Origin of the sequence: Chthoniobacter flavus Ellin428 (assembly GCF_000173075.1) — a bacterium.
Classification (GTDB): Bacteria; Verrucomicrobiota; Verrucomicrobiia; order Chthoniobacterales; family Chthoniobacteraceae; genus Chthoniobacter; species Chthoniobacter flavus.
Map to the genome: position 1 here is coordinate 20,010 of NZ_ABVL01000008.1, position 26,212 is coordinate 46,221.

At 61.3% G+C, this 26,212-nt stretch carries 16 protein-coding genes and 1 pseudogene; 9 read left to right on the forward strand and 8 right to left on the reverse strand.

From position 1 onward, the window contains the following. The first annotated feature begins 127 nt into the window (after window positions 1-127). Window positions 128-1,873 carry an ArnT family glycosyltransferase gene (locus CFE428DRAFT_RS14430; protein ID WP_006980301.1) on the forward strand — a complete coding sequence of 582 codons (1,746 nt, stop codon included), beginning with the start codon at window positions 128-130 and terminating at the stop codon, window positions 1,871-1,873. Window positions 1,874-1,877: 4 nt separating this feature from the next. Further along, window positions 1,878-3,602: an ArnT family glycosyltransferase gene (locus tag CFE428DRAFT_RS14435; RefSeq protein WP_006980302.1), complete on the forward strand. Its 1,725-nt coding sequence runs from the start codon at window positions 1,878-1,880 to the stop codon at window positions 3,600-3,602. Between the two features lie 282 nt (window positions 3,603-3,884). Here CFE428DRAFT_RS14435 and CFE428DRAFT_RS14440 read toward each other — a convergent pair whose 3' ends face one another. From CFE428DRAFT_RS14440 to CFE428DRAFT_RS14465, 7 genes and pseudogenes are all read right to left on the reverse strand, one after another. Then, on the reverse strand, window positions 3,885-5,558 hold the full coding sequence (locus CFE428DRAFT_RS14440) for an FAD-dependent oxidoreductase (RefSeq protein ID WP_006980303.1): 1,674 nt from the start codon (window positions 5,556-5,558) through the stop codon (window positions 3,885-3,887). A 56-nt stretch (window positions 5,559-5,614) separates the two neighbouring features. After that, entirely contained in the window at window positions 5,615-7,303 is a 1,689-nt protein-coding gene (locus CFE428DRAFT_RS33640) for a S26 family signal peptidase (protein WP_337442714.1), read from the reverse strand. After that, window positions 7,277-7,759 (reverse strand): annotated as a pseudogene (locus CFE428DRAFT_RS40495) (serine/threonine-protein kinase); the annotation flags it as partial. The gene CFE428DRAFT_RS33640 and the pseudogene CFE428DRAFT_RS40495, both read right to left, overlap by 27 nt. Window positions 7,760-8,107: 348 nt before the next feature. Continuing rightward, the gene (locus CFE428DRAFT_RS14450) at window positions 8,108-8,836 is read right to left on the reverse strand and encodes an RNA polymerase sigma factor (protein WP_006980305.1); all 729 of its coding nucleotides are present in this window, start codon (window positions 8,834-8,836) and stop codon (window positions 8,108-8,110) included. A gap of 63 nt (window positions 8,837-8,899) precedes the next feature. Further along, on the reverse strand, window positions 8,900-11,887 hold the full coding sequence (locus CFE428DRAFT_RS33650) for a protein kinase domain-containing protein (protein WP_006980306.1): 2,988 nt from the start codon (window positions 11,885-11,887) through the stop codon (window positions 8,900-8,902). Between the two features lie 32 nt (window positions 11,888-11,919). Further along, window positions 11,920-12,675, reverse strand: a complete 756-nt coding sequence (locus CFE428DRAFT_RS14460; protein ID WP_006980307.1) for an RNA polymerase sigma factor — start codon at window positions 12,673-12,675, stop codon at window positions 11,920-11,922. A gap of 150 nt (window positions 12,676-12,825) precedes the next feature. Next, complete coding sequence (locus CFE428DRAFT_RS14465) at window positions 12,826-13,434, reverse strand: TetR/AcrR family transcriptional regulator (RefSeq protein WP_006980308.1); 609 nt, start codon at window positions 13,432-13,434, stop codon at window positions 12,826-12,828. Window positions 13,435-13,588: 154 nt separating this feature from the next. Between CFE428DRAFT_RS14465 and CFE428DRAFT_RS14470 the strand changes: the two genes are divergently transcribed. Continuing rightward, window positions 13,589-14,341, forward strand: a complete 753-nt coding sequence (locus CFE428DRAFT_RS14470; protein WP_006980309.1) for an SDR family NAD(P)-dependent oxidoreductase — start codon at window positions 13,589-13,591, stop codon at window positions 14,339-14,341. Window positions 14,342-14,517: 176 nt separating this feature from the next. Here CFE428DRAFT_RS14470 and CFE428DRAFT_RS14475 read toward each other — a convergent pair whose 3' ends face one another. Beyond that, the gene (locus CFE428DRAFT_RS14475; protein WP_202797426.1) at window positions 14,518-16,182 is read right to left on the reverse strand and encodes a chloride channel protein; all 1,665 of its coding nucleotides are present in this window, start codon (window positions 16,180-16,182) and stop codon (window positions 14,518-14,520) included. Window positions 16,183-16,664: 482 nt separating this feature from the next. Between CFE428DRAFT_RS14475 and CFE428DRAFT_RS14480 the strand changes: the two genes are divergently transcribed. Genes CFE428DRAFT_RS14480 through CFE428DRAFT_RS14505 form a run of 6 tightly spaced genes read left to right on the forward strand, consistent with a single transcriptional unit; the run spans window position 16,665 to window position 26,209 of the window. Continuing rightward, window positions 16,665-17,924 carry a hypothetical protein gene (locus tag CFE428DRAFT_RS14480; protein WP_131989581.1) on the forward strand — a complete coding sequence of 420 codons (1,260 nt, stop codon included), beginning with the start codon at window positions 16,665-16,667 and terminating at the stop codon, window positions 17,922-17,924. 21 nt (window positions 17,925-17,945) lie between these two features. Further along, window positions 17,946-18,365, forward strand: a complete 420-nt coding sequence (locus CFE428DRAFT_RS14485) for a hypothetical protein (RefSeq protein WP_202797427.1) — start codon at window positions 17,946-17,948, stop codon at window positions 18,363-18,365. 1 nt (window position 18,366) lies between these two features. Then, complete coding sequence (locus tag CFE428DRAFT_RS33655; protein WP_006980314.1) at window positions 18,367-20,400, forward strand: ATP-binding protein; 2,034 nt, start codon at window positions 18,367-18,369, stop codon at window positions 20,398-20,400. A 1-nt stretch (window position 20,401) separates the two neighbouring features. Next, window positions 20,402-21,394, forward strand: a complete 993-nt coding sequence (locus CFE428DRAFT_RS14495) for a cytochrome-c peroxidase (protein ID WP_006980315.1) — start codon at window positions 20,402-20,404, stop codon at window positions 21,392-21,394. After that, the gene (locus tag CFE428DRAFT_RS33660; RefSeq protein ID WP_006980316.1) at window positions 21,391-23,991 is read left to right on the forward strand and encodes a DAHL domain-containing protein; all 2,601 of its coding nucleotides are present in this window, start codon (window positions 21,391-21,393) and stop codon (window positions 23,989-23,991) included. The genes CFE428DRAFT_RS14495 and CFE428DRAFT_RS33660 overlap by 4 nt, the downstream gene beginning before the upstream one ends. Window positions 23,992-23,995: 4 nt before the next feature. Beyond that, the gene (locus CFE428DRAFT_RS14505; RefSeq protein WP_006980317.1) at window positions 23,996-26,209 is read left to right on the forward strand and encodes an ATP-binding response regulator; all 2,214 of its coding nucleotides are present in this window, start codon (window positions 23,996-23,998) and stop codon (window positions 26,207-26,209) included. Window positions 26,210-26,212 lie beyond the last annotated feature (3 nt).

Consider the following 26,212-nt stretch of genomic DNA (forward strand, 5'->3'; position numbering starts at 1 on the left):
TTAGCAAGGACGAAATGCCGCTCGACCTGCCGGTTTCCATGGTAAAAATCCGCCCCGCCCTTGCAAAAGCGCGTGCGCCCATCCGCTTCCCTGCCATTCTGGCTTCCCGCCTTCGTTTCCCTTTTTCATGTCCAGCTTTTCCCGTCCCGCTGATTCCCTCCCTGTCGACTCGACGGCGCGCGAGGCGGCATCGGCGGCCCGCTCCGCAAAGCTCACCCGCACCGAGTGCCTCATCCTGGCGCTCGCCCTGATTCTGCTGGCCGGCCTGCGCTGGTTTTCGGTGACAAGCCATCGGTGGAATAGCGACGAGTCCCAGCACTTGCACGTGGTGTGGGCGTGGACGGTGGGCAAGCTCCAGTATCGCGACATTTTCGATAACCACACCCCGCTCTTCCACATCCTGAATGCGCCTCTGCTGCGCTGGCTCGGGGAACGGGCGGACATCGTCCTGCCGATGCGTCGCGCGATGATGCCACTCTTCGCCATTGGCGTGTGGTGCATCTACCGGCTCGGGGCGACGCTTTACGATCGGCGCACTGGTTGGTTTGCCGCGCTCATCGGCGCTTTCCTGCCGGCGTTTTTCTATCGGATGGGCGAGTTCCGTACCGATGTGCTCTGGACCATCCTCTGGCTGGCGACGCTCGCCGTGGGCCTCAGTGGCCGGCTTACTCCGGGGCGGACTTTTGCCGCGGCGCTGCTGCTCGGCGCGGCCTTCAGTGTGTCGATGAAATCGACGCTGCTCGTGCTCTGCCTGGCGGTCGCGGGCATCATCACCTGGCTGCTCGCCGGCCGGCCGATTTCGAAAGCGTGGCCGGCGCACCTCATCGCCTTCATCGTCGGCGTGGTCATCGTGCCCGGCGCGATCGTCGCCTACTTCGCCAGCCAGGGCGCGCTCGAACCGCTCTACTATTGCGTGATCAAGCACAACACCATGGCGGGGAACGGCCTCGGCAAGACGATCACCAAACAACTCCTCTCGCAAAGCACGCTCTGGTTGATCCCCACGATCTTCCTCACGCGGGCCATGCTGCCTGGCGTGCGGCAGGATCCGGAGCGCGGTTATCGCCGGCTCTTTTTGTTTCTCGTCGCCGGGACTTACTACTCGCTCCTCCGCGGCTTCTGGCCGGTGGTGACCACGCAGGATTACATCCCGTGGCTCCCGCTGTTGCCGATCTTCGCCGTGGCGGGGATCACCTGGGCGAGCGACTGGACGGCGGCGCGCTTCCACTGGAAACTCCCGTGGCTGCTCATCCCCACGCTGTTACTCCTCGGCGAAATCGTCTGGATCGTGCGCGAAGAGCCGCCCTTCACGGTCACGGAGAAGGGACGCATCGCCTCTCTCTCCACCGTCCTGCGCCTCACCGACCCGGGCGAATATGTCTTCGATCTCAAGGGCGAAAGCATCTTCCGCCCACGGCCGACCCGGCTGGTTTTCGAGACCCTCACCCGCGATCAAATTCTCACCAGCCGCCTGGTCGACGACACCATTCCGCGGCTCATCGAAACGCGCACCGCAGTGACGCGCCCGAGCAAGCGAATGATGGATCCGACGAAGCAGTTCCTGAAGCAGAACTACATCTCCGTCGAAGGCTGCTGCGTGCTCGGTCTCCATCTGCCAGTCGAACAGAACAAGCCGCTTACTTTCAATCTCGTCATCCCCGAGCGCTATGCGTTGTTCAGCCAGAACGGCCCGGTGACCGCGATGCTCGACGGCCAGCCCTACGACGGGCCGCGCCAGCTGGCCGCGGGAAAGCACGAAGTCACCGTGACCAGCCCGGATCCCACCGGGAACGTCACGCTGGTCTGGGCGCGTGCCTTGGAACGCGGCTCGGCACCCAAAAACAACAGCGGGGAAGCATTTTCAGCGGACTGAGGGCATGATGAATTTCGCTGTTTCCACCGAGGACGATTTTTCCGAATCCCAGCCCGCGCACGAGTCGATCGGCGCGCTGGAGCGATGGCTCGCCTTTGGACTGCTCGGGTGCGCGCTGGTCCTGCGTTTTCTCTACATCTGGCATTACCGGATCGACTCGGACGAGCCGCAGCATTTGCACGTGGTGTGGGCATGGACGCAAGGCCTGTTGCCCTATCACGATGTTTTCGACAATCACTCGCCGCTCTTCCAGGCGCTCTTCGCGCCGCTGTTTTATTTGCTCGGCGTCCGCGCGGATATCCTGCTGCCCATGCGCGCGGGCGAACTCCCGCTTTTCATCCTCGCGATCTTTTGCGTTTGGAAAATAGCCCGCTCGATTTTCACCCCGCGCGTGGCGTTGTGGACCGCGACGCTCGCCGCGCTGGTGCCGCCGTTCTATCTGAACTCGATTGAGTTTCGTCCCGACCAATTGTGGACGGTGGTGTGGCTGCTCATCCTCCTCGTGCTGGGCACCGGCCCGATCGGTGCGCGGCGCATGGCGCTGGCCGGTCTCCTCTGCGGCCTGGCCTTCTGCGTGTCGATGAAAAGCTCGCTGCTGCTCGCGGCTCTTGTGCAGGCATTGATCGGTGCACTCATCGTCCGCTGGATCGCCGGCGGTTTTCCGCTGCGCTGGTCGCACATCTTCCGTTGCTCGGGAGCGTGGCTTGCTGGACTGGTGATTGTGCCGGCGTTGGTTGTGCTCTTCTTCTACGAGCGCGGCGTGCTGCGCGACATGTACTACTGCGTGATCCAGCACAACATCCTGCCCGGCGCTTCCAACCGGGTCTTCGGGAGTGCCGCGATCAAGACGTGGCTGAAAGGGCTGGTCGGCGCGCTCATCGCCGGCGCGCTCATCGTGCGCTTGCGCATGCCCATTCCCGTGCGCACCCGCATCGCGTTCCTCTTCTTCGCGCCTTTCCTTTATTACACGACGCTCGAAGCCGCGTGGCCCGTGCTGACCGCGGAGGATTATCTTCCGTTCTACCCGGCGATGATGATCACCATCGGCCCGGCGGTCCTGTGGCTGGCGAACCGGCTTGTCCGCCATACCTTCCCGGTCGGCGGCGTCCTGGCCGTGGCGGAACTGGTCTGCATCCTCGTCACCGTCTCGCCCTTTCAGGACCACACGGTCGATAAGATCGGCATCGTCGCCGACACGCTCAAGCTCACCGATCCAAGTGATTACGTGATGGATAGCAAGGGCGAGACGATCTACCGGCGGCGCCCCTTTCGTTATGTGATCGAGTCGCTGACGTTTCACCGGATCAAGCAGGGCATCGTCAAAGACACAATCGCGGACGAGCTCATCGCAAAGCGCGTGCCCTTGGCGACCACGCAGCGGATGCCGCATCGCGCGCGCGATTTCATCAAAAAGAATTACGTGCCAATCGCCTTCCGGCTGTATGTCCTCGGCAAAGTCTTGCGCGACAAAGGCGTCACTCCTGGTGCGCCCTGCGCCTTCGAAATCAAGGTCCCGGCACGCTACACGCTCGTCGATCCCGACGGCACGCCCGCCGGCCAGCTCGACGGCACGCCCTTCACCGGCTCCCGCGAACTCACCGCCGGCAAGCACAGCTTCCTTCCCGAAGGCGACCCCGGCAAAGTCGTGCTCATCTGGGCGCCCGCCATCGAGCGCGGCTACTCGCCCTTCGCGAAGATCAAAAAGGATTACAAGTCGCCGCAGGATTGAAGCCTTTGCCGTCATTCAGCATAGAACCGGTCGTACCACCAGCGATCGCTTCGCAGAGACGCGCGCAGCGCCCCCAAAAACACCGTCATCCTGAGCTTGCGAAGGACCTCTGATCTCTGCCGGGCATCTTGATAGTCGCCATAGACAGCAGCACGCTGTCATCTTCCGTACGGTAAAAAAGGCAGAAGTCAGAGGTCCTTCGCAAGCTCAGGATGACGGTGTGGAGCGCTACGCGCCTCTCTGCATGGCGCTCACTGACCGCACTGCCGGTGTGTGCGCTGCCTACTTCTTCCCCGCCGCTTTCGCCGGCGCCTTGTATTCCAGGACCTGCCCGTCCGCGAGCAACCGCTCGCGCAGCTTCGCATACGGCACATCCTGTACGGCGCTCTTCGCATCGATCGCCATCGCTGCCACCGTCGCGGCGCTTTCGCCGAGAATCATAAACACCGGCTCCATGCGAATGCTGCCATAGGCGATATGCGAAGCGGACGCACACACCGGCACGAGCAAGTTGTCCGCCTGGCCTTTCTTCGGCACCAGCGAGCCGTAGGCGATCTCGTAGGGCGCCTTCAAGCCCACGCCGATATCACCCTCGTTCTGCACATTTCCCTCGGGCGTGATGTAACGCTGCACATTATGCGAATCGATGCCGTAGCTGCCCATGCCCACGGATTCCGGCGTCTTGCGCACTTTCTGCAGGTCATTCTGAGTCATGACGTAACTGCCAACCATGCGGCGCGCTTCGCGAATATAGAGCTGCGGCGACCACCCGCCGCTGTCCTTGAATTCATCCTTCGGGAGGCCCCACTTCTGCATTTGCTCCCGCACCTCCTGGGGCACACGCGGGTCATTGGCGATGAAGTACAGCCAGCCCTTCTGATACGTCTCGTGCTCCTTGATGATCTCGCGACGGCGCTCGTAAGACGCATCGGGATAATCCCAATTCATCCCAATATCATCCGTGCTGAACGGCCCGTGATTGTTGGTGTCGGTCTTATGATTCGGGATCGGATCGAACTTCTGGAAGGTCTCGCGCCAGCCCGCCTGGTAGACGCGCGCCAGGAGCTCGTACTGCTTGGGATCGTAGCCCTCCGGCTTGGCAAACGGGATGCGATTCTCCGGCACATCCGTGAGGCACATACGGAAGCAATAGGCCTGCACCCGCTTGTCCGCCGCGCCGTAGGTGCCCGGCGGCTCGGTGCTCACGCGCGCGACCACACCGCTCTTGGGATCGCCAGGCACGACATAGGCGCTGATCGGCGCCTTCACCGCGCCGAAATTGTGTCTGTGATGCAGCACGCCCACCTGCACGCCGTTCCACTTCTCATCGTAGGTGCTCTGCGCCTCGCGCCCGACGGTGTAATTCACACCGGCCGTGGCCATCAGGTCGCCTTCGTAAGTGGCATCGATGAACATCTTCCCGCCATAGGTCTTGCCACTCAGCACGGTGATCGACGCGATGTGCGCCCCCTCTTTCTTCACCCCCTTCGCGCGGTCGAGCCATTCGTCGCGTACGACCGGAATTTGGTTCTCCTTGATGTACTCCTCGAAGATCTGCTCGGCCACGTGCGGCTCGAAAATCCACATCGTGCGATTCTCGCCATCGACCGCCGGTGTCCCCTGCCCCTTGTTGCCGTACTCTTCCTTTTTCTGCCAATTCCACGCGCCGGCCTGGTCGTAGTGCATCCACACCCGATGATAGAAGTCGCGCGACAACCCACCGATCACCCCTTTGTTGCCCGTGTCGGTAAAGCCAAGGCCGCCCGAGGTCAGTCCGCCGAGATGCTTGTCCGGGCTGACTACGATCACCGATTTGCCCATCTTCTTCGCCTGCACCGCGGCGATGACGCCGGAAGCCGTGCCGCCGTAAACGACGACGTCATAATCCTCGGCACGGGAGAGCAGAGACAGGGCGGCAAGCGCACACAGGGAGACACAAAACGTGGGGAGTCGCATGGGCGTCAAGTAAGAGGAGCTTCCACTCCAAGACAAGACCAGAGCGCGTGGCTTCCTCACTGCCGTTCGAGCGGAAAAACGGCGCTCAAATGGATGTCCCTGGCGCGAACTTCCCCCGGGCCATCGACCACCAGGTTCAAACGAATGAGATCGGGCATCTCTCCTTTTTGGAGGAAGAAGGGAATCTGACAGGAAATCCAATCATTCGAACCGGAGATGGTTTGATCCAGGCCTCGGGAAAACGCTTCGCCCATTTTGGGAAATCGGCACCACATCTCGAGGTAGGCCTGGCCTTGCAAATCCTTCGTTTTGATTTGGGCATGATAGAGGATCTTGCAGTCCTCCACCTGCGGGTTCTTGATCTCGTGGAGACGAATCACCCGCGGCAACTGGGCGGGGCCGCGCTCCTCGATCTTTTTGCGCAACGCCAGCACTTCGGGGTCATCGGCCGGGCGCTCTTTGAGCAAGGCCTGGAGTTGCTCGTCGAGCGGATCGTGGGCGCGGCGATCCAGCACGAGGACAGGATCCGGGCCGTCAACGTTGGTCCAATGAATGTCGGACGAGATCGTGGAGTCCTGGGGAGTGAACGCTTTGATCGTCATCTCGCTTCCCGGCTGCCCCGCCGGCGCACCCGATTTCGTCAACGGTTGCGGGCCGCCGAGCTGACCCAGGCGCGCGGCTTCCATCACGGGTATCAATCGCCGCGTGAGCGTCACGGGATAAGCGTCCGCTTCCGTCTTGCCCGCGGGGACAACGAGCAACTTCACTCCCGTCCCCTCCGGTCCACGCAGGGCAGCGACACATTCTTCCAGGCGCTTTCCCGCCGGGGTCGTCATCTCGTGGGTGTCGTCGCCAAATTGCAAAATCTGGTCTCCCGGCCGAATGCGGCCGTCCTCACTCGCGGGCGCGTGCGGCACGATGTCGCCGACGAGGAGTTTGCCGTTTTGCAATTTGAGCGCGAGGCCGATCGCCCCGTTGTGGTCATCGCCGCCGGTAAATTTCTGCGTCCCGCGCCAGTAGATGCTCACCACCTTGCCGATCACGCTCGACCGCTCCAGCACCTCATTCGGCTTGCCCGTCCGGTTGACGGTGACCGTCGTCCCGGAGTCGATCACCACGCGACCGACATAGGCGTTGCGGTCGTGACGATAGACAATCATGTCGCCGGGAAGAAAATCGTGGGCCAGTTTCCAGGCGAGGACGCGGCTGCCTCGGGGTATTTCCGGTCGCGCGCTGTCGCCGGTCACCACGTATGACTCGAGCAGCCAGGCACGCAACGGAAGGGAAACCAGGATAGCGAGGACCACGGTGATCAGCGTCTTGTGCCACCACTTTCGCAGCGTCGAAAATTCCTCGGCGATGGCCACACCGACAATCCCCAGACAATAGACCAGGATGAGTATCCAATCCCAGCCAGCGGCGAAGCCGTAAAACACCAGAAAACCGAGGACCGCCAGTGCGATGCATTGCCGCACCCATCGGTGCGTCAATCCGAGTGCCTCGGCAAGGTGCTGCCATGCCGTCATCGATCCGGCACTGGCACGACCACCGGCCGTCTGGGCCGTTTGCGCAACGGCAATCGTTTCCACGCCTGTCCGCATGGCCGCCGCCGTTTGGTAGCGCAATTCCGGCGCCTTTTCCAAGGCGCGCAGGACTACCTCGTCGAGACGCACATCGATCCTCATACCATGGGCGCGCGCCGACGGCGGTTGCAATTTGTCGCCGGGCAATTCGCCGGTGAGCATCTCGTAGAACACGACGCCCAGCGAATAGATATCCGCGCGATGGTCGGTGTGCTGACGCTCCTTCTGCTCCGGCGCCATGTACTGCGGCGTGCCCGCGGGTTGGGAGTCGGCAACGTCGGCATTCGTCTCCTCACCAAGGATCTTGGCGATGCCGAAGTCGGCGATCTTCACCCGGCCTTCCTTGTCGAGCAGCAGATTCTCCGGCTTGATGTCGCGATGCACGATGCCGTGCTCGTGGGCGTATTGCAGCGCCTCGCAAATGGGTGGCACCACCGCGAGCGCCTGCTCGGGCGTGAAGCGCTTTGCACCCATCGCCTGGCGCAGGTTCACACCATCGATGAATTCCATGAGCAGGAAATAAAACCCGCCGGCGCAGCCGAAATCGTACACGGTGACGATGTGTGGACGATTCAACGCCGCGAGCGCGTGTGCTTCGTGGGTGAAGCGCTGGGCGAATTCGGCATCCTGGGCCCGCTCCCGGCGCGAGAAGCTTCAGCGCAACGAGGCGGTTGAGCGATTTTTGCCGCGCCTTGTAGACCACCCCCATGCCACCGCGACCGAGGCATTCGAGAATCTCGAGTTGCGGAAAATGGGGAGCGAGTTCTTCCGGGGAAAGCGGCGGAATGGCCTCCGCGGCGCCCTGCGTCTGTGTCGGGTGAACGATCTGGGCCATCAGACAGCGCGGGCATAGGCCGTCCGCCTCGGCGGGCATTTCGGCGCCGCATTGCGGACATCTTTTGGTGGTGGCGGAAGAGGTGCTCATGCCGTGTCCTGACGCAGCGCGACGGAAACCTAACATGTTTTTTAACTGCCCAGGGCGGCGAACAACGCCTCCATTTCCTCCTGGACGCGCGTGGGATCGTCGAGTGTTCCTGCCACTTCGGCTTTCACACATTGCCGGAGCCGTTTCTTCAGCCGATGCATGGCCATGCGAAAGGCCTCGAGGCCCATGCCGCACGCTTCGGCAATTTCCGCCTGTCCACCATGCTCGCCGTCTCCCGTCAGCAAGGGCTTCACCCGTTCGAAGAAATCCTCGCGCCCTTCGTCCCGGCACTCCGCGCGCAATGCGTCCAATCCCCGCGAAAGCACCGTGAGCGCCCACTGGCGATCGAACGCTGCGTCAGGGGAAAGCTGCCGCGGATCGGGCAGCGCGCCGACCGCTTCATCATCCATCGGCACCGGCACAACCCCACCGCCACGCTTCATTCGCAGCGCCGCCGCGCGGTGATGCGACAGAAAATGCTTCACCGCGCCGAGCAGATACGAGCGGAAGCGCCCACGCTCCTCCTCGGCCGTGCGAATGGTCCCACCGGCCAGCATCCCGGCAAAGAACGCGTGACTCAGCTCGCGAGCCGCCTCCGCGTCGCGCAACTCGCACCGCAGAAATGCCATCACCGGCGCGTAATAAGCGGCGCACAAATCCGCCAGCGCCTTGCGTCCGTCGTCCGAATCGGCCTTCGCCAGGCAAACCCGCGTCCACCGCGTCGTGTGAAAGGACGCGTCATCGAGGGCCGGGCGTGGTTCCGTGGTCATACGCGACACGCGAAAGGTGTCACGGTTCCCTGACGTTTTGGAGCGCAAACATCACGCAAGCTTTCACTTCCTTGGAGGCGTCGCAACGGGGGCATCTTTTGTCGGCCATAACACCACATCTTTCCATTCCTCAGTTCGGATGGGACGGGTTCCGACGACGAAGTTTGCCACTTGGGCCAGGGACACCGGGAACTGAAAATTTTCCATCTCCAGAACGCCGCCCGGAACCGTATAGTAATCCGTGGGAAGAAGACGCCGCCCGTCTTTGGCCACGACCAGGGCGCCGAACTTGCGTGACTTCAATTGCGCGGCATTCACCGCCACTGTCACGAAAGCGTTGCCTTCGGCATTCTGGCCAATGCCACCGAGTTGGCTGCTGCCTTCCAGGGGCATGCCGCCATTGAAATCCGGTTCGATTGCCTCGGTATTTTCGAGCGAGCCGACGACATAATTCAAGCGAACCGTCACTCGCGCCGGAACGTCCGAGCTCCACCCAGGACTGATGGCGCACCCGATCCAGCCCACGTTTTGGGTCTCCGGAGTCGCGCTGAGCCAGGCCCTACTGAATCCGGTTTTCACACCAACGAGAGGCTGACCTTGTTCATCGCGCAACGCGATATCCTGGAAGGACGACGCCATGTCAAAATCGGGATGCGAAAACCAGATATTCAGAAAACGCGGGCGCCGGCCTTGTGGGTCCGGCCTCTCCTCCACGCTCGGTACATGGAACAGCTTCAGCTTCAGCAATGCGATTTCATCTGCTCTGATCACCGGCGAACCATCCGGATGCCACGCTCTCGTCCAGAGGGGCGCACTCGAATCCTTCTCCTGCCAGGCGAGAAAACGTAGCGCCGGCGGTTGGGCCAAGGAGTTCGCATCGGCAGGGGCGGACTCCGCAGGATTGGCGGCTTTCGGGACAGACGGCTCGGCTGGCTCGATGGTCGCGGCGAGGGGCGCAGTATCGCTGGTCAACAGTTTCCATAGAAACACCCACGCCAGCACGATGCAGGCGCAGAACCCGAGGGACCATTTTCCATGCGGCGTGCGGAGCGAGGGAATCGCCAGTGCAAGACCCGCGAGGGCAGTGATGAGAATCGACCACAGCACGAATTCCGGCGGCCTGGGCATGAGTATCCACGTGATTCCGGTCAGAATTCCGCTGGCCCAGGTGCAGCTAAGTGCTGCCGTGGAAAGCGGCGTATTCCGTGCGGCGACGGGAGGCTCGGCCGGTGGAGAATCTGGGCGGCGCTGCACGGCGTGCCAGACGCGGCGAGCGATGTGCCAGTCCGCCCATGCCGAGGTGATTACCGTAACCAGCCCGCAACCCGCGATGAGCACGTAATCGAGGGCGCGCGGATCCGTTGGATGCCAACCCCGGGAGTGCACCCACGCGACCACGAAGGCGGTGACGGAATACCAGAAGATACCGATGGCGACATTCACAATGAGCAGCGGGAAGAGCAGGCCGTCGAAGACCGCCAGGCCCAGGCCGCGGCGCTGGCCGTTCGCACGGCGGAGACGCACGGCCGCAACCCAGCCAAGGAGGGTGGTCGCAATCGGAGCGGCGAGTCCGGCGAGAATGATCGGCACGAGCAACAAAATCAGGCGCCCGGGTGTTGCTGGATTCATAGCGTGGCTTCGCAATAGAAAGATCAGGATAAAGGAAACAGGAAGCAGCAATGCCCACCATGCCCCGAGCGCAGCGAGGCGCGGGTAACGCCGCTCCTCATAATCGGCCGGGCGAATGAGATAGCCCGTGGCCTTCCACGCGCCATCGCGTTCGCGCATGAAGTTCACCGTCTCCGTGGCCTCGGGCATGCCGGCAAAGGCCGTTTTAAAGCGAACCTGAAAGCGAGATCCGCCGGCGACGAAACGTGTGTCGAGGATCTCACGAGAAACGAGATCGCCTAGCGGCGGACGGACACTCAGCACTTTCGCGGTCCAATTCTCCTTGGTGACCTCGCGGCGGAACCAGGTCGATGTCACGTCCCAAGTCGCCGCGTATTCGCCGCGATCGAACAACTCGAGCCAGGCGTGAACGGCGCGCAGGGCCGTTGCTTCCGCGGTTCCTTCATTGGTTGCACCCGTGGAGTGCGCGATCGTTTCCACCTGAGTCCGAAATTCCGCGGCCGACTGGTAACGCCGCTCGGGCGCATCCTGCAACGCGCGCAGGACAATGTCGTCGATGCGCACATCGATCTGCACGCGTTTGGAGGGAAGTTCGAATTTATCCTTCGGCCGCTCGCCAGTGAGCATCTCGTAGAGCACCACGCCAAGCGAGTAGATGTCCGCGCGATGATCGGCTTCACCATTGGCCTCGCGCTGTTCCGGCGCAGCGTAGGCCGGCGTCCCGACGGTGAGCGTCGCGGTGCCGGTAGAGGCGCCCTTTTTGCCGGTGCTGTGCTCGCCCGGCGAAGCGGCGATGATCTTCGCAATGCCAAAGTCGGCGATCTTCACGCGGCCCGTTTTATCGAGCAGGAGGTTTTCTGGTTTGATGTCGCGATGGACGATGCCGTGCTCGTGGGCGAATTGCAGCGCATCGCAGACCGGAGGCACGATGCTGAGGGCTTCCTTCGGCGCGAGCCGCCGCGTCTGCAGGAGCTGGCGGAGATTCACTCCGTCCACGAATTCCATGAGCAGATAGTAAAATCCACCGGCCTGCCCGAAATCGTAGACGCCGACGATGTTCGGATGATTCAACGCGGCGAGGGCCTGCGCTTCTTTTTCGAAACGCACGGCAAATTGCGGATCGTCGGCGCGCTCCGGCGCGAGGAGTTTCAGCGCGACGAGGCGATTGAGCGATTTCTGCCGCGCCTTGTAGACCACACCCATGCCGCCGCGGCCAAGACACTCGAAAATCTCGAGCTGTGGAAAATGCGGTGCGAGTTCTTCCGGCGAAAGCGGCGGCTGGACTGGGCGTTTCGGTTCCTCAGTGACGGCGGTCTCAGTGCCGAAGGGCAGCGCGGCAAGACAGCGCGGGCAGAGCCCTTCAGGGGCATTCGCCGGCAGCACGGCGCCGCAGCGCGGGCACTTGGGAATCGATTCGTTCATCGCTGGTTCCAATAAGAATCCGCCGATATTTGTTACACCCGGCCGAGCACTTCCACGACGTAATGCATTTCCGCCTCCACATCCTCGGCGCTGGAAACGGTATCCGCCACCGTGGCGCGGAAGACTTCGCGAAAGCGCTTGCGCAGCCGGTGCACGGCCACACGCGCCGCGCCTTCGCTGGCGCCGAGTTCGCGCGCGATTTCGTCATAGGGAATCTCCCCACGCTCTGCCGTCAGATGGATCTTCAATCGCCCAAAATCTTCGCCCCGGCCATCGCTCTCATATTCCGTTCGTAAACGCGCCATCGCTTGTTCGAGCAACGTCAGGGCCCAGCGCCTTTCGTAGAGATGATCGGCCGACAAGGCCGGCCCTGCATCCGCGAGATAACATTGCTCGGCAAACTCCGCGTCCAGCGACACGAGCGCCTGTCCGCCACCACGCCGCGCGGCCCGGCTCTTGTCCCACTCGTTCGCCAGAAAGCGTTTCACGGCCATGATGAGAAAGGTGCGGAACCGCCCGCGATCGCGCTCTACCGCGTCGAGCCAATCCTTCTGCAATAAGCGCGCGAAAAATTCCTGCGTCAGGTCTTCCGCATCCTGCGGCGAGTTTCCCAGCCGCCGGACAAACGCGTACAGCGGCGGCCAGTAGCCCGCGCACAACGCCTGCAGTGCGCTCGCCGATTCCGGCGAAGCCTTGTCGCGCGCCGCCATCACCACCGTCCACCGCGTCGTGGCAAAGTGGGCTCCAGGTGAGGCAGTGGATGGACGCTTTTCCGGGGAGTGATTCATCGAACGATCATCAGAGCTTATCAGTTAGATAAGCGCGGGTGAATGATCGTTACTGCAGAGGGACGCGCTCCTGCGCGTTTCCCATTTTCCGGGAACAAATGGCAGAAAAGAATGGGGAACGCGCCGGAGCGCATCCCTCCGAGCGTTTCCTCACGCCGGCCAGTGCTGTATCGCCAGTTCGGCAATGGCCTGCAATTCCCTTGGCGACATCCCGCTCGCGGACTGCACGGCCAATCCGTGAATGACCGCCATAAGATAACCCGCCAGGCTGGTGGCGTCCGTGCCTTTCGGCAGATCGCCCCCCGCGATCGCCTCTTCGAAGCGCCGCCGCAAAGCGTTGCGCGCTTCGTTGCGGTGCGCGGCCAGCGCCTCGCGAATGGGATCGGCCTCCGTGCCGGAGGACAGTGCGGCCTGCACCACGAGACATCCCTTCGGCAGCTTCGGGTCGCTCATTTGCCCGACCACGCCGCGGAGCATCCGCTCGGCGACCTTGCGCGCGGTCGGTTCCCGGAGCGCCTCGCCCAGACAAGCCGCCGGACCGCGGAGATAGCGATTCAAAGCGAGGCGAAACAACTGCTCCTTGTTGCCGAAAGCCGCGTAGAGGCTCGGCCGATTGATTCCCATGGCCGCCGTGAGATCGGAAAGCGAAGTCCCCTCGTAGCCCTGACGCCAGAACAGCTCCAGGGCACGGCCAAGCGCGACATCGGTATCGAAGGCGCGGGGCCGACCCTTGGGCGGATGAGGCGGTTCCGTTTTCATACTGTTCGGTAAAATAATGCGTTGACAGGGATTTGTCCACGACGTATTTACGTACCAAACGATACAGAAATAAGGAGACCGCGCCAACCCAACAAAAAGCCGTCCGCCCCCGCCTGAAATTCGATTCGTTCCAAATCCAAAACCACATCACACCATGACACAGAAACTCACTGGCAAAGTCGCCGTCGTTACCGGTGCCTCCAAGGGCATCGGCGCCTCCATCGCCCAGCATCTCGCCGCCGCGGGCGCGGCCGTCGTCGTCAACTATTCGTCCAGCAAGGAAGGCGCGGACAAAGTCGTGCAACAAATCACCAGCCAGGGCGGCAAGGCCGTGGCCGTGCAGGGCAACGTCGCGAAAAAGGCGGACATCGATCGCCTCTTCGCCGAAACGAAAAAGGCCTTTGGCCGCCTCGATGTGCTGGTGAATAACGCAGGCATCTATGAGATGAAGCCGCTCGAGGAAATCACCGAGGAACATTTCCGCAAACAATACGACGTGAACGTCCTCGGACCGCTGCTCGCCACGCAGGAAGCGGTGAAGCATTTCGGGGCCGAAGGCGGCAGCGTCATCAATATCAGTTCGGTGGTCAGCACCTTCGCGCCGCCGGCATCCGCCGTTTACTCGGGCACCAAAGGCGCGCTCGACACGACGACCAAGGTGCTGGCCAAGGAGCTCGGCCCGAAAAAGATCCGCGTGAACTCGATCAACCCCGGCATGGTGGAGACTGAGGGCACGCACACCGCGGGCTTTATCCAAAGTGATTTCCGCAAGCAACTCGAAGCGCAGACCCCGCTGGGCCGCATCGGCCAGCCGTCGGACATCGGCACCGTCGCGCTGTTTCTGGCCAGCGAAGATTCGTCGTGGATCACTGGCGAGTCCTTCGTGGTCAGCGGCGGAATGCGCTGAGCGATGGAAAAATAGGAGGTATGGGAAGAATAGGAATAATGGGAGTGCTCGGACAGCGCGTGGACCGGATTCCGAATTGCGGGATCGCGCACGGGTCGTGAAAAGTTGGGGGAACGCGCAGGAGCGCGTTCCTCCGCTTTTCGGCGATTCGCGCAGTTGCTCCGCTCGTTGACACCCTACCCTTCCCGCTCACTGATCGCCGCTTGGGCCCGCAGCAGGTCGTGCAAGGTGACCACCGCCAGGGGGCGGCCGCCTTCGGTATCGGTAATGACGATCAATCCGCACGTCGATTCAATGAGCAGCACCTGGCACTGGCGAATCGTCTGACTCGGCCGTGCGGTTACCGCTGGCACCAGACCTACCGGGCGCTTTTCTTTTTGCGCTGCTTCGAAATCGCTGCGCAACAAAATGCCTTCGAGCTTCCCGTTCGTAGCCACGGGATACCGCTGATACGGCGTCTTCTCCAGAATGGCCGCGCAGGTCGTTTCTTCCAGACCGGAAATCACCGCCGGTTCGAAGTGCGCGATGGCCGAGATCGGTAGATTTTGCCAGCTCCGCAAATCCCGCGGCGGGACGACGTGCGCCATGTCATGTCCGTCCTGCGTAAGAATGGCCTCGTAGAAATTCTCGTGATTGCAACGACGCGCCACGATCTGGCTGACCAGCGCGGCAATGAGCAACCCCGGCACGAGTGCAAACTGGTGCGTCATTTCGAAGATGATCAACACCGACGTCACCGGCGCCTGCACCACTCCACCGAGGCACGCGCTCATTCCGACGACGGCGAGCAGGGTCCGGTCCGCCTCGTTGAGGGCGAGGAAGTGATTGCCCAAGCCAGCCACGGCGACCCCGCACATGCCGCCAAAGAAAAGGCTCGGCGAAAAAACGCCCCCGCATCCGCCCAGGCCATAACAGGAAATGGTCGCGATCAATTTCGCCACGAGCAGTGCCAGCGCCAGCTTCCAAAAAATGCCCCCGGTCAGCGCCGCGGAAAGATCATCGTAACCCAAGGCGAAGACACCGAGATGCCCCGAGCGCGCGTAGACGGCCATGCCGAGACCCCACGTAATCCATCCGGCCAGCAACGGACGCCACATCGCGGGCAGCTGGCGCCAGGTCCGCGAACGTGCGCGCAAGGCGAGTGAGCCGCGCTGAAAGATGACGCCGGAGAGTGCCGCCAGCACCGCGCTGAAAGGCATGAGAAGATAAGCGCGCCACGTCGGTTCATCGATCCGAGGCAGATCGAAGGCCGGCTGCGCACCGAGAAAGGCATGGACGATAAACGCGCCGATGACCGAAGCGAGCAGCACGGGACCTAGCAGGCGGCTATTCAAATCCTCGAGAATCTCCTCCAGGACGAAGGCGACCGCGGCGAGCGGCGCGTTGAAAGCAGCCGCCAGTCCCGCCGCCGCTCCCGCCGCCGCCGCGGTGCGCTTGTTTTGTTTCGCCACACCCAGGAATCCGGCAATGATCGACGAAACATTCCCGCCGAGCTGCACACTGGGCCCTTCACGCCCCAAGCTCATCCCCCCCCCGATGCTCAAGGAACTTGCAATAAACTTTACCCATCCCACCCGTGACGACGTGTGGCCGAAGTCTTTCCAGAACGCCAGTTTCAACTGCGGAATGCCACTGCCGGCAGCTTCGGGACAGAGATTGGCGAGCAGCCAGCCGGAAATGATTGAGACAACCGTGATGACGGCAAAGCTAATCCACGGAAAGAGCTGTGGCGCCTTGGCGAGGGGATAAATGAAACTCGCCCAGTAGATTTTATTGATTGCCACCTGAAAAGCTACCGCCACCAAGCTTGCCGCCAGACCGTAGAGGACAGCAGTGAACAACTGGCGGCTTCCTTGGGGAAGGCGTTGGAGCGCGCGTTGAAATGGATTGGACACGCCCCACCTTGCGAGCCATCGCCGCAAACATCAATGCCGGGACATGCCCGAGGCCTTTTCCGACTTCACTTCCCCAGCGTCTGTTTCGCGCGACGTACCTCGCCAGCGATTTCGCATCGCTTCGCCACTTCAGGTGATCGCCGACGAAGCCTCCGGGAGGCAGCGACCCACAAATGTACGGATATTGTTAAGCAACGGATCGAAAAGCGTTAAGCGCAAGAGGATCAGGGATGTGCGCATGTCGCTCCGCCTGAGCATTAAACGTTGCAACTCTTACCCGGGCACGTCGGGGTTTTCCCGTATTTCGAAATACGTGATACTACCCCTATCCGACGGAGAGGTACGTGCTCAAATTCTGGTCAATGTCAGAATCTCCAGAGATTACAAAGAGCCACCCACTGAAACCCGGGCGACAGAGCCAAAGTAACTTGGCCTTTGCCTGCGCGTTGGTGGCCGGTCTGTTGGGCCTTCCGGCGGTAGCCGCGGATGGCTCTTCGAGTCTGGCCGATTCCCTTCAACACGTCTGGAAAGAAGCGACGACCTCCGTCCAGTTCGGCGGTTTCGTGAGCCAGGGATTTCTCGCCAACACCGGCCATAACGACTATCTCGGGGACACCAGCCGGGGCACGTTCGACTTCCGCGAATATGCCGTGAATGCCTCTTACGCCATCGGCCAGTGGCGCTTCGGGATGCAAGTCTTCGGTCAGAAACTCGGACCCTACGGTGATGATCGCCTCGAGATCGATTGGGCGACGGTCGATTACCAGCCCGCGCAATGGTTCGGCTTGCGGGCTGGCCGGGTGAAGATGCCACGGGGTCTTTACAACGAAGCTCTCGACGTCGATTCCGTCCGCCCTTTTGTGCTCCTGCCGCAGAGCGTCTACGATGCACGCCTGCGCGATTTCAATGCGGCTTTTGATGGTGGCATGATCTTCGGCAATGTCGGCCTGAAGAAATTCGGCAGCCTCGATTACCGGGTGTTCTATGGTGACATCCCCATCGCGGCCGACTCCGGTGCCAGCGACTATTTCAACAACGACTATCCGTCCCGGAGCCTGAATATGAAAATGGATTCGGTGCGCGGCGGTTCGATCTTCTGGAATACGCCGCGGACGGGGCTGCGCTTCGGATACTCGTACAGTGCATTTCAGAATCTGCGTTCGACCCGCGAGGCTTCCGTGCCGTTCGCGCCACCGCCCGCGCCAGAAATCGAGGTGGTGGGCACTAAATCGACAGATTCCTACGGACGGCATCTATTTTCAATCGAGTATGCCACCGGTCCCTGGGTGTTCGCCGCCGAAGCGGGGAGGGAACACGCGATCTACCACGTGACCGGCAACGGGTTGCACATCGCCGACACGGATTTCACGAGCTACTCCTTTTACGTCTCCGTGGCGCGCCGCATCAATCGTTGGCTGGAACTCGGCACTTACTACAGCTATTCGCGAGATACGGAGACGTTGATCGGCACCACGCCCGTTCCACTCGGCAAAGGGCCGGCGCTGACCCAGGCCGATCTGGCGTTAAGTGCCCGCTTCGACATCACCCGAAACCTGATCTTCAAGTTGGAAGGTCACTATATGGATGGCGCGGGCAAGATTTTTGACACGGTGGAGCACCCTCAACCCGTCGCCGATCGGGATATGGCCTGGTTCCTCTTCGCGGCCAAAGTCACCTACTCGTTTTAACCCGCCAAACCGCGAAGTACCGTGAAGACAAAGTTTTTCCATTTGCTGGTGTTTGGGGTTGGCATGCTGCGCTGCGCGGCGGCGGTCCAGGCCGAGCCGGCGCTCGCCGGGCACGACGGGCTGGCGGGCCAGACGCTCGACGCCGATGGCATTAAAGCGGTGCTCATGGGCAAGAAGATCACGCTTGGCGGGATGAGAGTCGTGATTGTCATGGCGAAGGCCGGCGGCGCCCAAGACGCTTTCCTCCAATCCCACATCGGGATGACCACCAGCCAATTTCAAAATTATTGGCGCCGTCTTTTTATGACCGGCGGCGGGACCGCGCCGAAGATTTTCGAGACGGAATCGGACGCGCGCAAATTCGCCGCCGAAACGCCGGGGGCCATCGTCATCACCGATTCGGCCAACGCCCGTGGCTTGACCATCCTCGCCGCAAACTGACATGCCCATGATCCTCTTTCGTCTTACTCGCCGCCCGGGATTCCGGCAGACGATGCTGCTCACGGCCCTGTGCTTCGTGCTGATCACGCTCGGAGTGACTGGCATCACGGTGGTCTCGCGCAACTATTCCCGCCAGGGCACGAGGCAAACGCAAACGATCACCGGAGAATTTCTTCCGGGCCTGATGACGCTGGCCCGGCTGCAAGACGCCACGCTGAATCTCAAAAGCCTGACCTATCAGTTTGCCCTGGCCAAAGACGAAACAGCGATGAAGGAGAAGAGACAGGCGTTCCAGGTCGCCACCGTGCAAGTCACGCGCGGCCTCGCCCGCTTGAAACTCCTGGCCAAAGACGAGCCCACGCAACGCCTGATTGCCGACTTTGCCGTCGACGTGCAGAGCTATTGCGAATATGCGCAGCAGTTTCAGTCCGAACTCAGCGCCGGAGAATTTGAAAAAGCGATGGCTTCGCTCGACCAGCGAATCGGCCCGGCGCAGAAAGGAATTGAGACCCAGCTCAATGCGCTCAGTCAGCATTACTTCCGGCTTTCCGACGATGCCGGGACCCGCGCCACCACGGTGTTGGCGGAGTCCGATCGCTTTGGTCTCCTGGCGACGATCGTCCTGGTGGCATTCACGCTCTTCTGCCTCGCGGCGACATTGGCGGCCATTCGCGCCTTGCTGGCTCAAGTGGAGAGCCGGGACGCCGAGCGCCAGGCGGAGCAGAACCTGTTGGAAAAGCGTGTGGAAGAACGCACCGAGGAACTGGCTGCTTCGCTCTCCATCCTGGATGCGACGCTGAATTCCACCGCCGACGGCATCCTGGCGGTCAATTTTTCGGGAAAAGTCGTCTGCCAGAACGCCAAGTTCGCTTCGATGTGGGGAATCCCCGGGGAAATGCTGGCAAGAGGAGACGCCAACGAGATGGCCGTCTTCTCGGCCGCCGCGGTGAAAAACTCCCACCAATTCATGCAAAGAATTGAAGAACTTTATGCCAGCCAGGGCGCGGAGACTTTTGACCTGATCGAGTTGACGGACGGACGAATTTTCGAACGCTACATTCAGCCTCAGTGCAGCGGTCAGGAGCGCACGGGAATGGTGATTAACTTTCGCGACATCACGGAACGAAAACGCGCAGAGGCCGAACTGGAGGGTACGCATCGGCGGCTGCTGGACATCTCGCGCCAGGCGGGCATGGCGGAAGTCGCGACCAGCGTGCTGCATAACGTCGGAAATGTGCTCAACAGCGTGAACATTTCCTGTTCGGTGGTGGCTGACAAGGTGCGGAAGTCCCGAATCGGCAATGTGGAAAAAGCGGCCCATCTTTTGGCCGAACACCAGCAGGATCTGGCGACCTTTTTCACCAGCAATCCGACCGGCCTGAAACTGCCCGACTTTTTGTCCAAGCTCGCGGGCTGGCTCTCCAAAGAGCAAGCGGAGGTGCTGCACGAGTTACGGCTCCTCGGCCACAATATCGAGCACATCAAGGACATCGTGGCCATGCAACAGAACTACGCTCGTATCTCGGGCGTCACGGAAACGGTCGACGTGATCGATTTGGTCGAGGACAGCCTGCGCATGAACGCGGGTGCGCTGACGCGCCACGAAGTGCAACCGGTGCGGGAATACCAGGAGGTGCCGCCGATCACCGTGGAGAAGCACAAGGTCCTGCAAATCCTGGTGAACCTGATCCGCAATGCCAAGTACGCCTGCGATGAATCCGGGCGCAAAGACAAACGGATGACCGTGCGGGTGACCACTGGCGACGGTCACGTGCAGATCGCCGTCATCGACAATGGCGTCGGCATCCCCGCCGAAAACTTGACGCGTATTTTCGGGCACGGATTTACGACCCGCAAAGACGGGCACGGTTTCGGTCTGCACAGCGCCGTGCTCGCCGCCCAGGAGATGGGCGGGCGCCTCCATGCGCAAAGCGACGGGCCCGGCGCCGGCGCGACGTTCACGCTCGAATTGCCGGTCCAATTGCCGAAAGAAAACCATCTCGTCGTCACGGACGAGATCCGCCTGGAAGCTTGAGATGAAGCCGATCTTGATCCTGATTTTGATCCTCGTCGCGACATCGGGAAAGACGTCCCGGCTATGGGCTGTTCCTCCTCCCGTGGGCGGACAGCCGGCAGCGAAAACGCACGAACCGATCAAGCCGATCCCTTTTCAAACGAATCTGGATAGCCGCAAGGTGGCCTTGGGCCGGATGCTCTTCCAAGAGTCGAAACTCTCGCATGACAACACGGTCTCCTGCGCCAGCTGTCACGACTTGTCCCAGGCCGGGACGGATCACCGGGTGCATTCCTTTGGCATCCATCAAACTGAAGGAACAATCAACGCGCCCACGGTGTTCAACAGCGCGGGAAACTTCAAACAATTCTGGGATGGCCGCGCCGCGACCCTCGAAGAGCAAATCGATGGGCCAATTCAGGCGCCGGGGGAGATGGGCTCCACTTGGGATGAGGTGATCGGCAAACTCCGCGCTACGCCCGTCTACAACGCGCCGTTCAAGGCGATTTATCCCAATGGGATTCAGCGCCGGAACATCAAGGATGCGATTGCCCAATTCGAGCGCTCGCTCATTACCCCGAATGCCCGCTTCGACAAATTCCTGCGCGGTGACGATACGGCTCTGACCACGGAGGAAAAAGAAGGCTACCGCAAATTCAAATCCTATGGCTGCACGAGCTGCCACCAAGGGGTGAATGTCGGCGGCAACATGTTCGAGACGCTGGGCGCGATGGCGGACTATTTCGCGGACCGCGGTGGTCCCACCCCGGCCGATAATGGCCGGTTCAATGTGACGGGCCGGGAGGATGATCGCTACGTTTTCAAAGTGCCGAGCCTGCGCAACGTGGCGCGCACCGCGCCCTACCTGCACGACGGCTCGGCCAAAACGCTGGAGGAAGCGGTGACGGTGATGGGACGATATCAATTGGGCGAGCGGTTATCGCCCCAGGACGTCGACCAGATCGTGAAGTTCCTGAAAACACTCACCGGCGAATACGAAGGGAAACCGCTGTGAAGCTATCCCCGAAGCACGTCCTGACCGGCCTCGCGTTGCTTGGCGCGCTCGTCATCTTTTACCTGAAGACGAATCATATCGTCTTTGCGGAGCATAAACGATTTGACGACGACATCCACCGCCTCCGGCAGGTCGACGCATCGCTGAACCAGGATGTGCTGAAATCTCCTTTTCATCTGATCGAGGACTACGATCGCTTTCCGGAGGAGATCAACGCATTGCAGAAGACGACGGAAGAGCTGGGCGGCGCCATCCCGTCATTCACGCCTCCTGCGGGGCGCGGTTTGATCCAGCAGAAAGTGAATGAACTTTCGCAATTGCTCTCGCAAAAGGAAGAACTCCTGGAGCGATTCAAATCGCAGAATGCGGTCCTGAACAATTCGTTGCGCTATCTTCCGGTGAGCGGCACCGAATTAATCGAAGCGACCGCTGGCGACGACCAGGGGCGTGAACTGAAAGCGATTCTGAATGAGGTAATGCGGCAGGTGCTGGTTTACAGCTTGCGGACAGACGACGAGTCCGCGCAGGAGATTCATGTCTCGCTGAGCAAGCTCGATGAATGGCGGTCGCGGCATCGCGACGATGCCCAGGGTGCGGCCCTGGCCAGCCTGGCCGGACACGTGAAATCCATCGTCCAGCACAAGCCCCGCGTCGAGGCCCTCATGGAGCAACTGGTGTCCATTCCGGTCGATCAGTGCCTCGAGGAGATGCAGGGGGTGTATGATGAGCAGTTCGCCCGGGCCATGCGGCGTGCCGATCTCTACCGGGTCGGGCTGTATCTTCTGTGTGGGTTCCTGGTGGTGGGGATCGGGTACACCATTTTTGCGCTCGATGCCGCGAATACCCACCTCGAACGCCGCGTCGCCGGCCGGACCAGCGATCTTTCGCGGAAGAACGAAGAGTTGCGCCTGGAGATCGCCGAGCGCCAGCGGGCAGAGAAGCTGTTGGCGGAGAACGAGCAACGCCTGCGATTGATTCTCGAGTCCGAGCCGGAGTGCGTGAAATTGGTCGACGCCGACGGAATCCTGCTGGAGATGAATCCGGCGGGACTAAGGATGGTCGAGGCCAGCCACTTCGGTGAGGTCCTCGGGCAATCCGTCTATGGGATCGTAGCGCCCGATTACCACCCCGTATTCCGGGCTCTGAACGAGGCGGTTTTTCAGGGCGAATCGCGGATTGCGGAGTATGAAATCATCGGGCTGAAAGGGACCCGCCGGTGGATGCAGACGCACGCCTGCCCTCTGCGCGACACCGCCGGGAAGATCTTCGCGCAACTGGCCGTCACGCGCGATGTCACGGAAAGCCGGCGGGTCGAAGCGGAGTTAGCCTACGAGCGGGATTTGCTTCGCACGCTGCTGGAGAATTCTCCGGACCAGATTTATTTCAAAGACCGCGACTCGCGTTTTCTGAAGTGCAGCAACGCCCTGGCGGGCAGATTTCAAGTCACGCACGGCGACGATCTCGTCGGCCGCTGCGATTTCGACTATTTCACCGATGAGCACGCGCGACCGGCGTTTGAGGACGAGCAGGAAATCATTCGGACCGGCCGGGCCATGGTGGGCAAGGTCGAAAAAGAAATCTGGAAGGACAGCGATGGCCACAAAGTCACCTGGGTGCTGACGACCAAGGTGCCGTTGCAGGACAAGACGGGCGAAATCATCGGCACGTTTGGCATTTCCAAGGACATCACGGCGATCAAGGAAGCGGAGAATAAACTCGAAGCGGTCCACAAGGAATTGCTGCACACCTCCCGCCAGGCGGGCATGGCGGAAGTGGCGACCAGCGTGCTGCACAACGTCGGAAATGTCCTCAACAGCGTGAATGTCTCGTGTGCGGTGATTTCCGAGAAGATAGGCAAATCGCGCATCGCCAATGTCACAAAAGTGGCGGAACTGCTGATTCAGCATGCCGATGATGTTCCGGCTTTTTTCGCCAGCGACCCGGTGGGCCAAAAGCTGCCGCACTTTCTCACCAAACTGGCGCAGCGGCTTTCCACCGAGCAGGCGGTCGTCCTCGATGAAGTACGGTTGCTGGCGAAGAATATCGAGCACATCCGGGAAATCGTGGCCATGCAGCAGAGCTACGCCAACGTCGCCGGTGTTCAGGAGGCTTTACCGGTCCAGGAGCTGGTGGAGGACGCCCTGCATATGAATGGCGCGGCCCTGGCACGGCACGGCGTGAAGGTGATCCGCGAGTACGCAGCGGCGCCGCCGGTCTCCGTGGACAAGCACAAGGTGCTGCAAATCCTCGTCAACCTGATGCGCAACGCCAAGCACGCGCTCACCGATGGCGGTCGGGAAGACAAGCAGATCCTCGTTTCCATTCGCCGTCGGGACGACCACGTCGCCGTCAGCATCAGCGATAACGGCATCGGGATCGCGCCGGAAAACATGACGCGCATTTTCGCCCATGGTTTTACCACCAAAAGAGGCGGCCACGGTTTTGGCCTGCACAGTGGGGTGCTCGCGGCGCGGGAGATGGGAGGCCGCCTGGCTGCGCACAGCGACGGTCCGGGCCGGGGCGCAACGTTCACTTTGGAATTGCCGATCAACCCGCCAGTCACCGCCACCCCGTTACCCTCAAAGAACCGCCATTAAAACCATGTCCGACCGACGCTATTCGTCTTCGCTCCTCTCCTCATCCCATACGGACCTGGAAATCAATCACCGCATTCTCATCGTGGATGACAACGAGGCCATTCACAACGACTTCCGAAAGATCCTCGGCGTCGATGCGTCGGAACGGGAATTTGCCAATGAGGAGGCGGAGGTTTTCGGTCACCTCGCCAGCATCACGCCGCAGCAGGAGTTCGAGATGAGTTTCGCCACGCAAGGCCGGGAAGCGCTGGAACTCGTGAGCGGGGCGTTTGCCGATGGCCGGCGCTACTCGCTGGTCTTCATGGACGTCAGAATGCCGCCGGGCTGGGACGGCCTGGAAACCGTGCTCAAACTCTGGGAAGTGGATCCCGATCTCCAAGTCGTGATCTGTACCGCCCACTCGGACAAATCATGGCAGGAAATGATGGAGACGCTGGGTGATTCCGAGCGGGTGCTCATTCTCAAAAAGCCGTTCGATACGATCGAGGTGCTGCAACTGGCTCATGCATTGACGGAGAAATGGTCGCTCTTGCAAGTGGCGCGTCGGAATACCAAGGAGTTGGAACGAACCGTGAGCCTGCGGACACGGGAACTCGTCGCCACCAATCAGCGATTGGAAGCCGAGATCGCCGGCCACAAAGCCGCGACGGAGCGGATCCGCGAGCAAGCCATGCTGCTCGAAACGGCTCGCGACGCGATCATCGTCCGGGACCTCAACGACACGATCGTCTTCTGGAATCACGGCGCCGAGTGTCTCTATGGCTGGACGGCCGCCGAAGCAGTCGGCCAGAATGTGCTCGGCCTGTTGTATGGCGGCGCGCCGGGAAAAGATGTCCAGGCGGCCAGACAGGCGGTCGTCGAGAAAGAGACCTGGTTTGGGGAATTGTCCCAGAAGACCCGGGATAGCCGGACGGTGATTGTCGAAGGCCGCTGGACGCTGGTGCGCGATGCGGAGGGCCGCCCGAAATCGATCATGGGGATCAACAGTGACATCACCGAGAAACGGCAGGTCGAGGCAAAGTACCTGCGCGCCCAACGTCTCGACAGTATCGGCACGCTGGCCGGGGGCATCGCGCATGACCTGAATAATATCCTCCAGCCCGTAACCATGACGATGGACGTCCTGCGGGCCCGATTGCCAGACCCATCGATCCGCAGCATGCTCGATTTGGTGATCAACAATGCCGAGCGGGCGGCTTCTCTGATCAAGCAGGTGCTTTCCTTCGCCCGCGGAGTGGAGGGAAAACGAGTTCCCATTCCACCGGAAACCCTGGTCGACGACATCGCCAACATCGTCCGCGAAGTTTTTCCGAAAAACATCCAGTTTCAGTTGCGGCTGGCGGAGGGTGCGCGGCCATTGCTGGGCGATTCGACCCAACTCCACCAAGTGCTCCTGAACTTGTGTGTCAATGCCCGGGACGCCATGCCCGGGGGAGGAACTCTGACGCTCTCCGTGGAGAACGCCGACATCGACGAGTACCATGCCGCCACCCAACCGGATGCCGTCGCGGGGCGTTACGTGGTACTGACTGTCGCCGATACCGGCTGCGGCATTCCCGCCACGCTGCGCGAGCGGATATACGATCCCTTTTTTACCACCAAGGAACAGGGCAAAGGCACCGGTCTCGGCCTAGCGACCACACTCAGCATCGTGCGCAGCCACGGCGGCTTCATTAGCTTGACCTCGCAAGAAGGCGCCGGCACCACCTTCCGCGTCTACGTGCCCGTCAGTGACGTCATCCGCCCCATGGCGGAGGCCCCGGCGGACGACAAAAAGAGGGATTTGCGCGGCCACGGTGAACTGATTCTCGTCGTCGACGACGAAGCGCCGATCCTCAGCGTGATGCGTCAGGCCCTGGAATCTTTCGGCTACCGGGTGCTGGCCGCCGTCGACGGGGCTGACGGCGTCCGCGTCTACGCGAAACACCAGAATGAAATCAAAGCAGTCATCACGGACATGGTCATGCCCGTGATGGATGGACCGGCCATGATTGGGGTTCTCAAGAAACTCAGTCCCGCCATCAAAGTCATCGCCACCACGGGGATGACTTCGAACGTCAGTATCGAGGCGATCAGAAGGCTCGGCGTCGAGCGCATCATTTCCAAGCCATGCGCGGCCAAAGCCGTGCTCGTGGCACTGCGGGAAGTGCTCGAGGAAAAAGCGGTGGACGACCTGGACCCATCCAACGAGCTCCCGCCGCTATCCGCATCTCGTTGAGAT

What these genes read in the sequence shown, in the direction of transcription:
- CFE428DRAFT_RS14430 (WP_006980301.1), top strand. Translation starts at nt 128, where the DNA reads ATGTCCAGCTTTTCCCGTCCCGCTGATTCCCTCCCTGTCGACTCGACG.
- CFE428DRAFT_RS14435 (WP_006980302.1), top strand. Translation starts at nt 1,878, where the DNA reads ATGATGAATTTCGCTGTTTCCACCGAGGACGATTTTTCCGAATCCCAG.
- CFE428DRAFT_RS14440 (WP_006980303.1), bottom strand. Translation starts at nt 5,558, where the DNA reads ATGCGACTCCCCACGTTTTGTGTCTCCCTGTGTGCGCTTGCCGCCCTG.
- CFE428DRAFT_RS33640 (WP_337442714.1), bottom strand. Translation starts at nt 7,303, where the DNA reads ATGCTCACCGGCGAATTGCCCGGCGACAAATTGCAACCGCCGTCGGCG.
- CFE428DRAFT_RS14450 (WP_006980305.1), bottom strand. Translation starts at nt 8,836, where the DNA reads ATGACCACGGAACCACGCCCGGCCCTCGATGACGCGTCCTTTCACACG.
- CFE428DRAFT_RS33650 (WP_006980306.1), bottom strand. Translation starts at nt 11,887, where the DNA reads ATGAACGAATCGATTCCCAAGTGCCCGCGCTGCGGCGCCGTGCTGCCG.
- CFE428DRAFT_RS14460 (WP_006980307.1), bottom strand. Translation starts at nt 12,675, where the DNA reads ATGAATCACTCCCCGGAAAAGCGTCCATCCACTGCCTCACCTGGAGCC.
- CFE428DRAFT_RS14465 (WP_006980308.1), bottom strand. Translation starts at nt 13,434, where the DNA reads ATGAAAACGGAACCGCCTCATCCGCCCAAGGGTCGGCCCCGCGCCTTC.
- CFE428DRAFT_RS14470 (WP_006980309.1), top strand. Translation starts at nt 13,589, where the DNA reads ATGACACAGAAACTCACTGGCAAAGTCGCCGTCGTTACCGGTGCCTCC.
- CFE428DRAFT_RS33655 (WP_006980314.1), top strand. Translation starts at nt 18,367, where the DNA reads ATGCCCATGATCCTCTTTCGTCTTACTCGCCGCCCGGGATTCCGGCAG.
- CFE428DRAFT_RS14495 (WP_006980315.1), top strand. Translation starts at nt 20,402, where the DNA reads ATGAAGCCGATCTTGATCCTGATTTTGATCCTCGTCGCGACATCGGGA.
- CFE428DRAFT_RS14505 (WP_006980317.1), top strand. Translation starts at nt 23,996, where the DNA reads ATGTCCGACCGACGCTATTCGTCTTCGCTCCTCTCCTCATCCCATACG.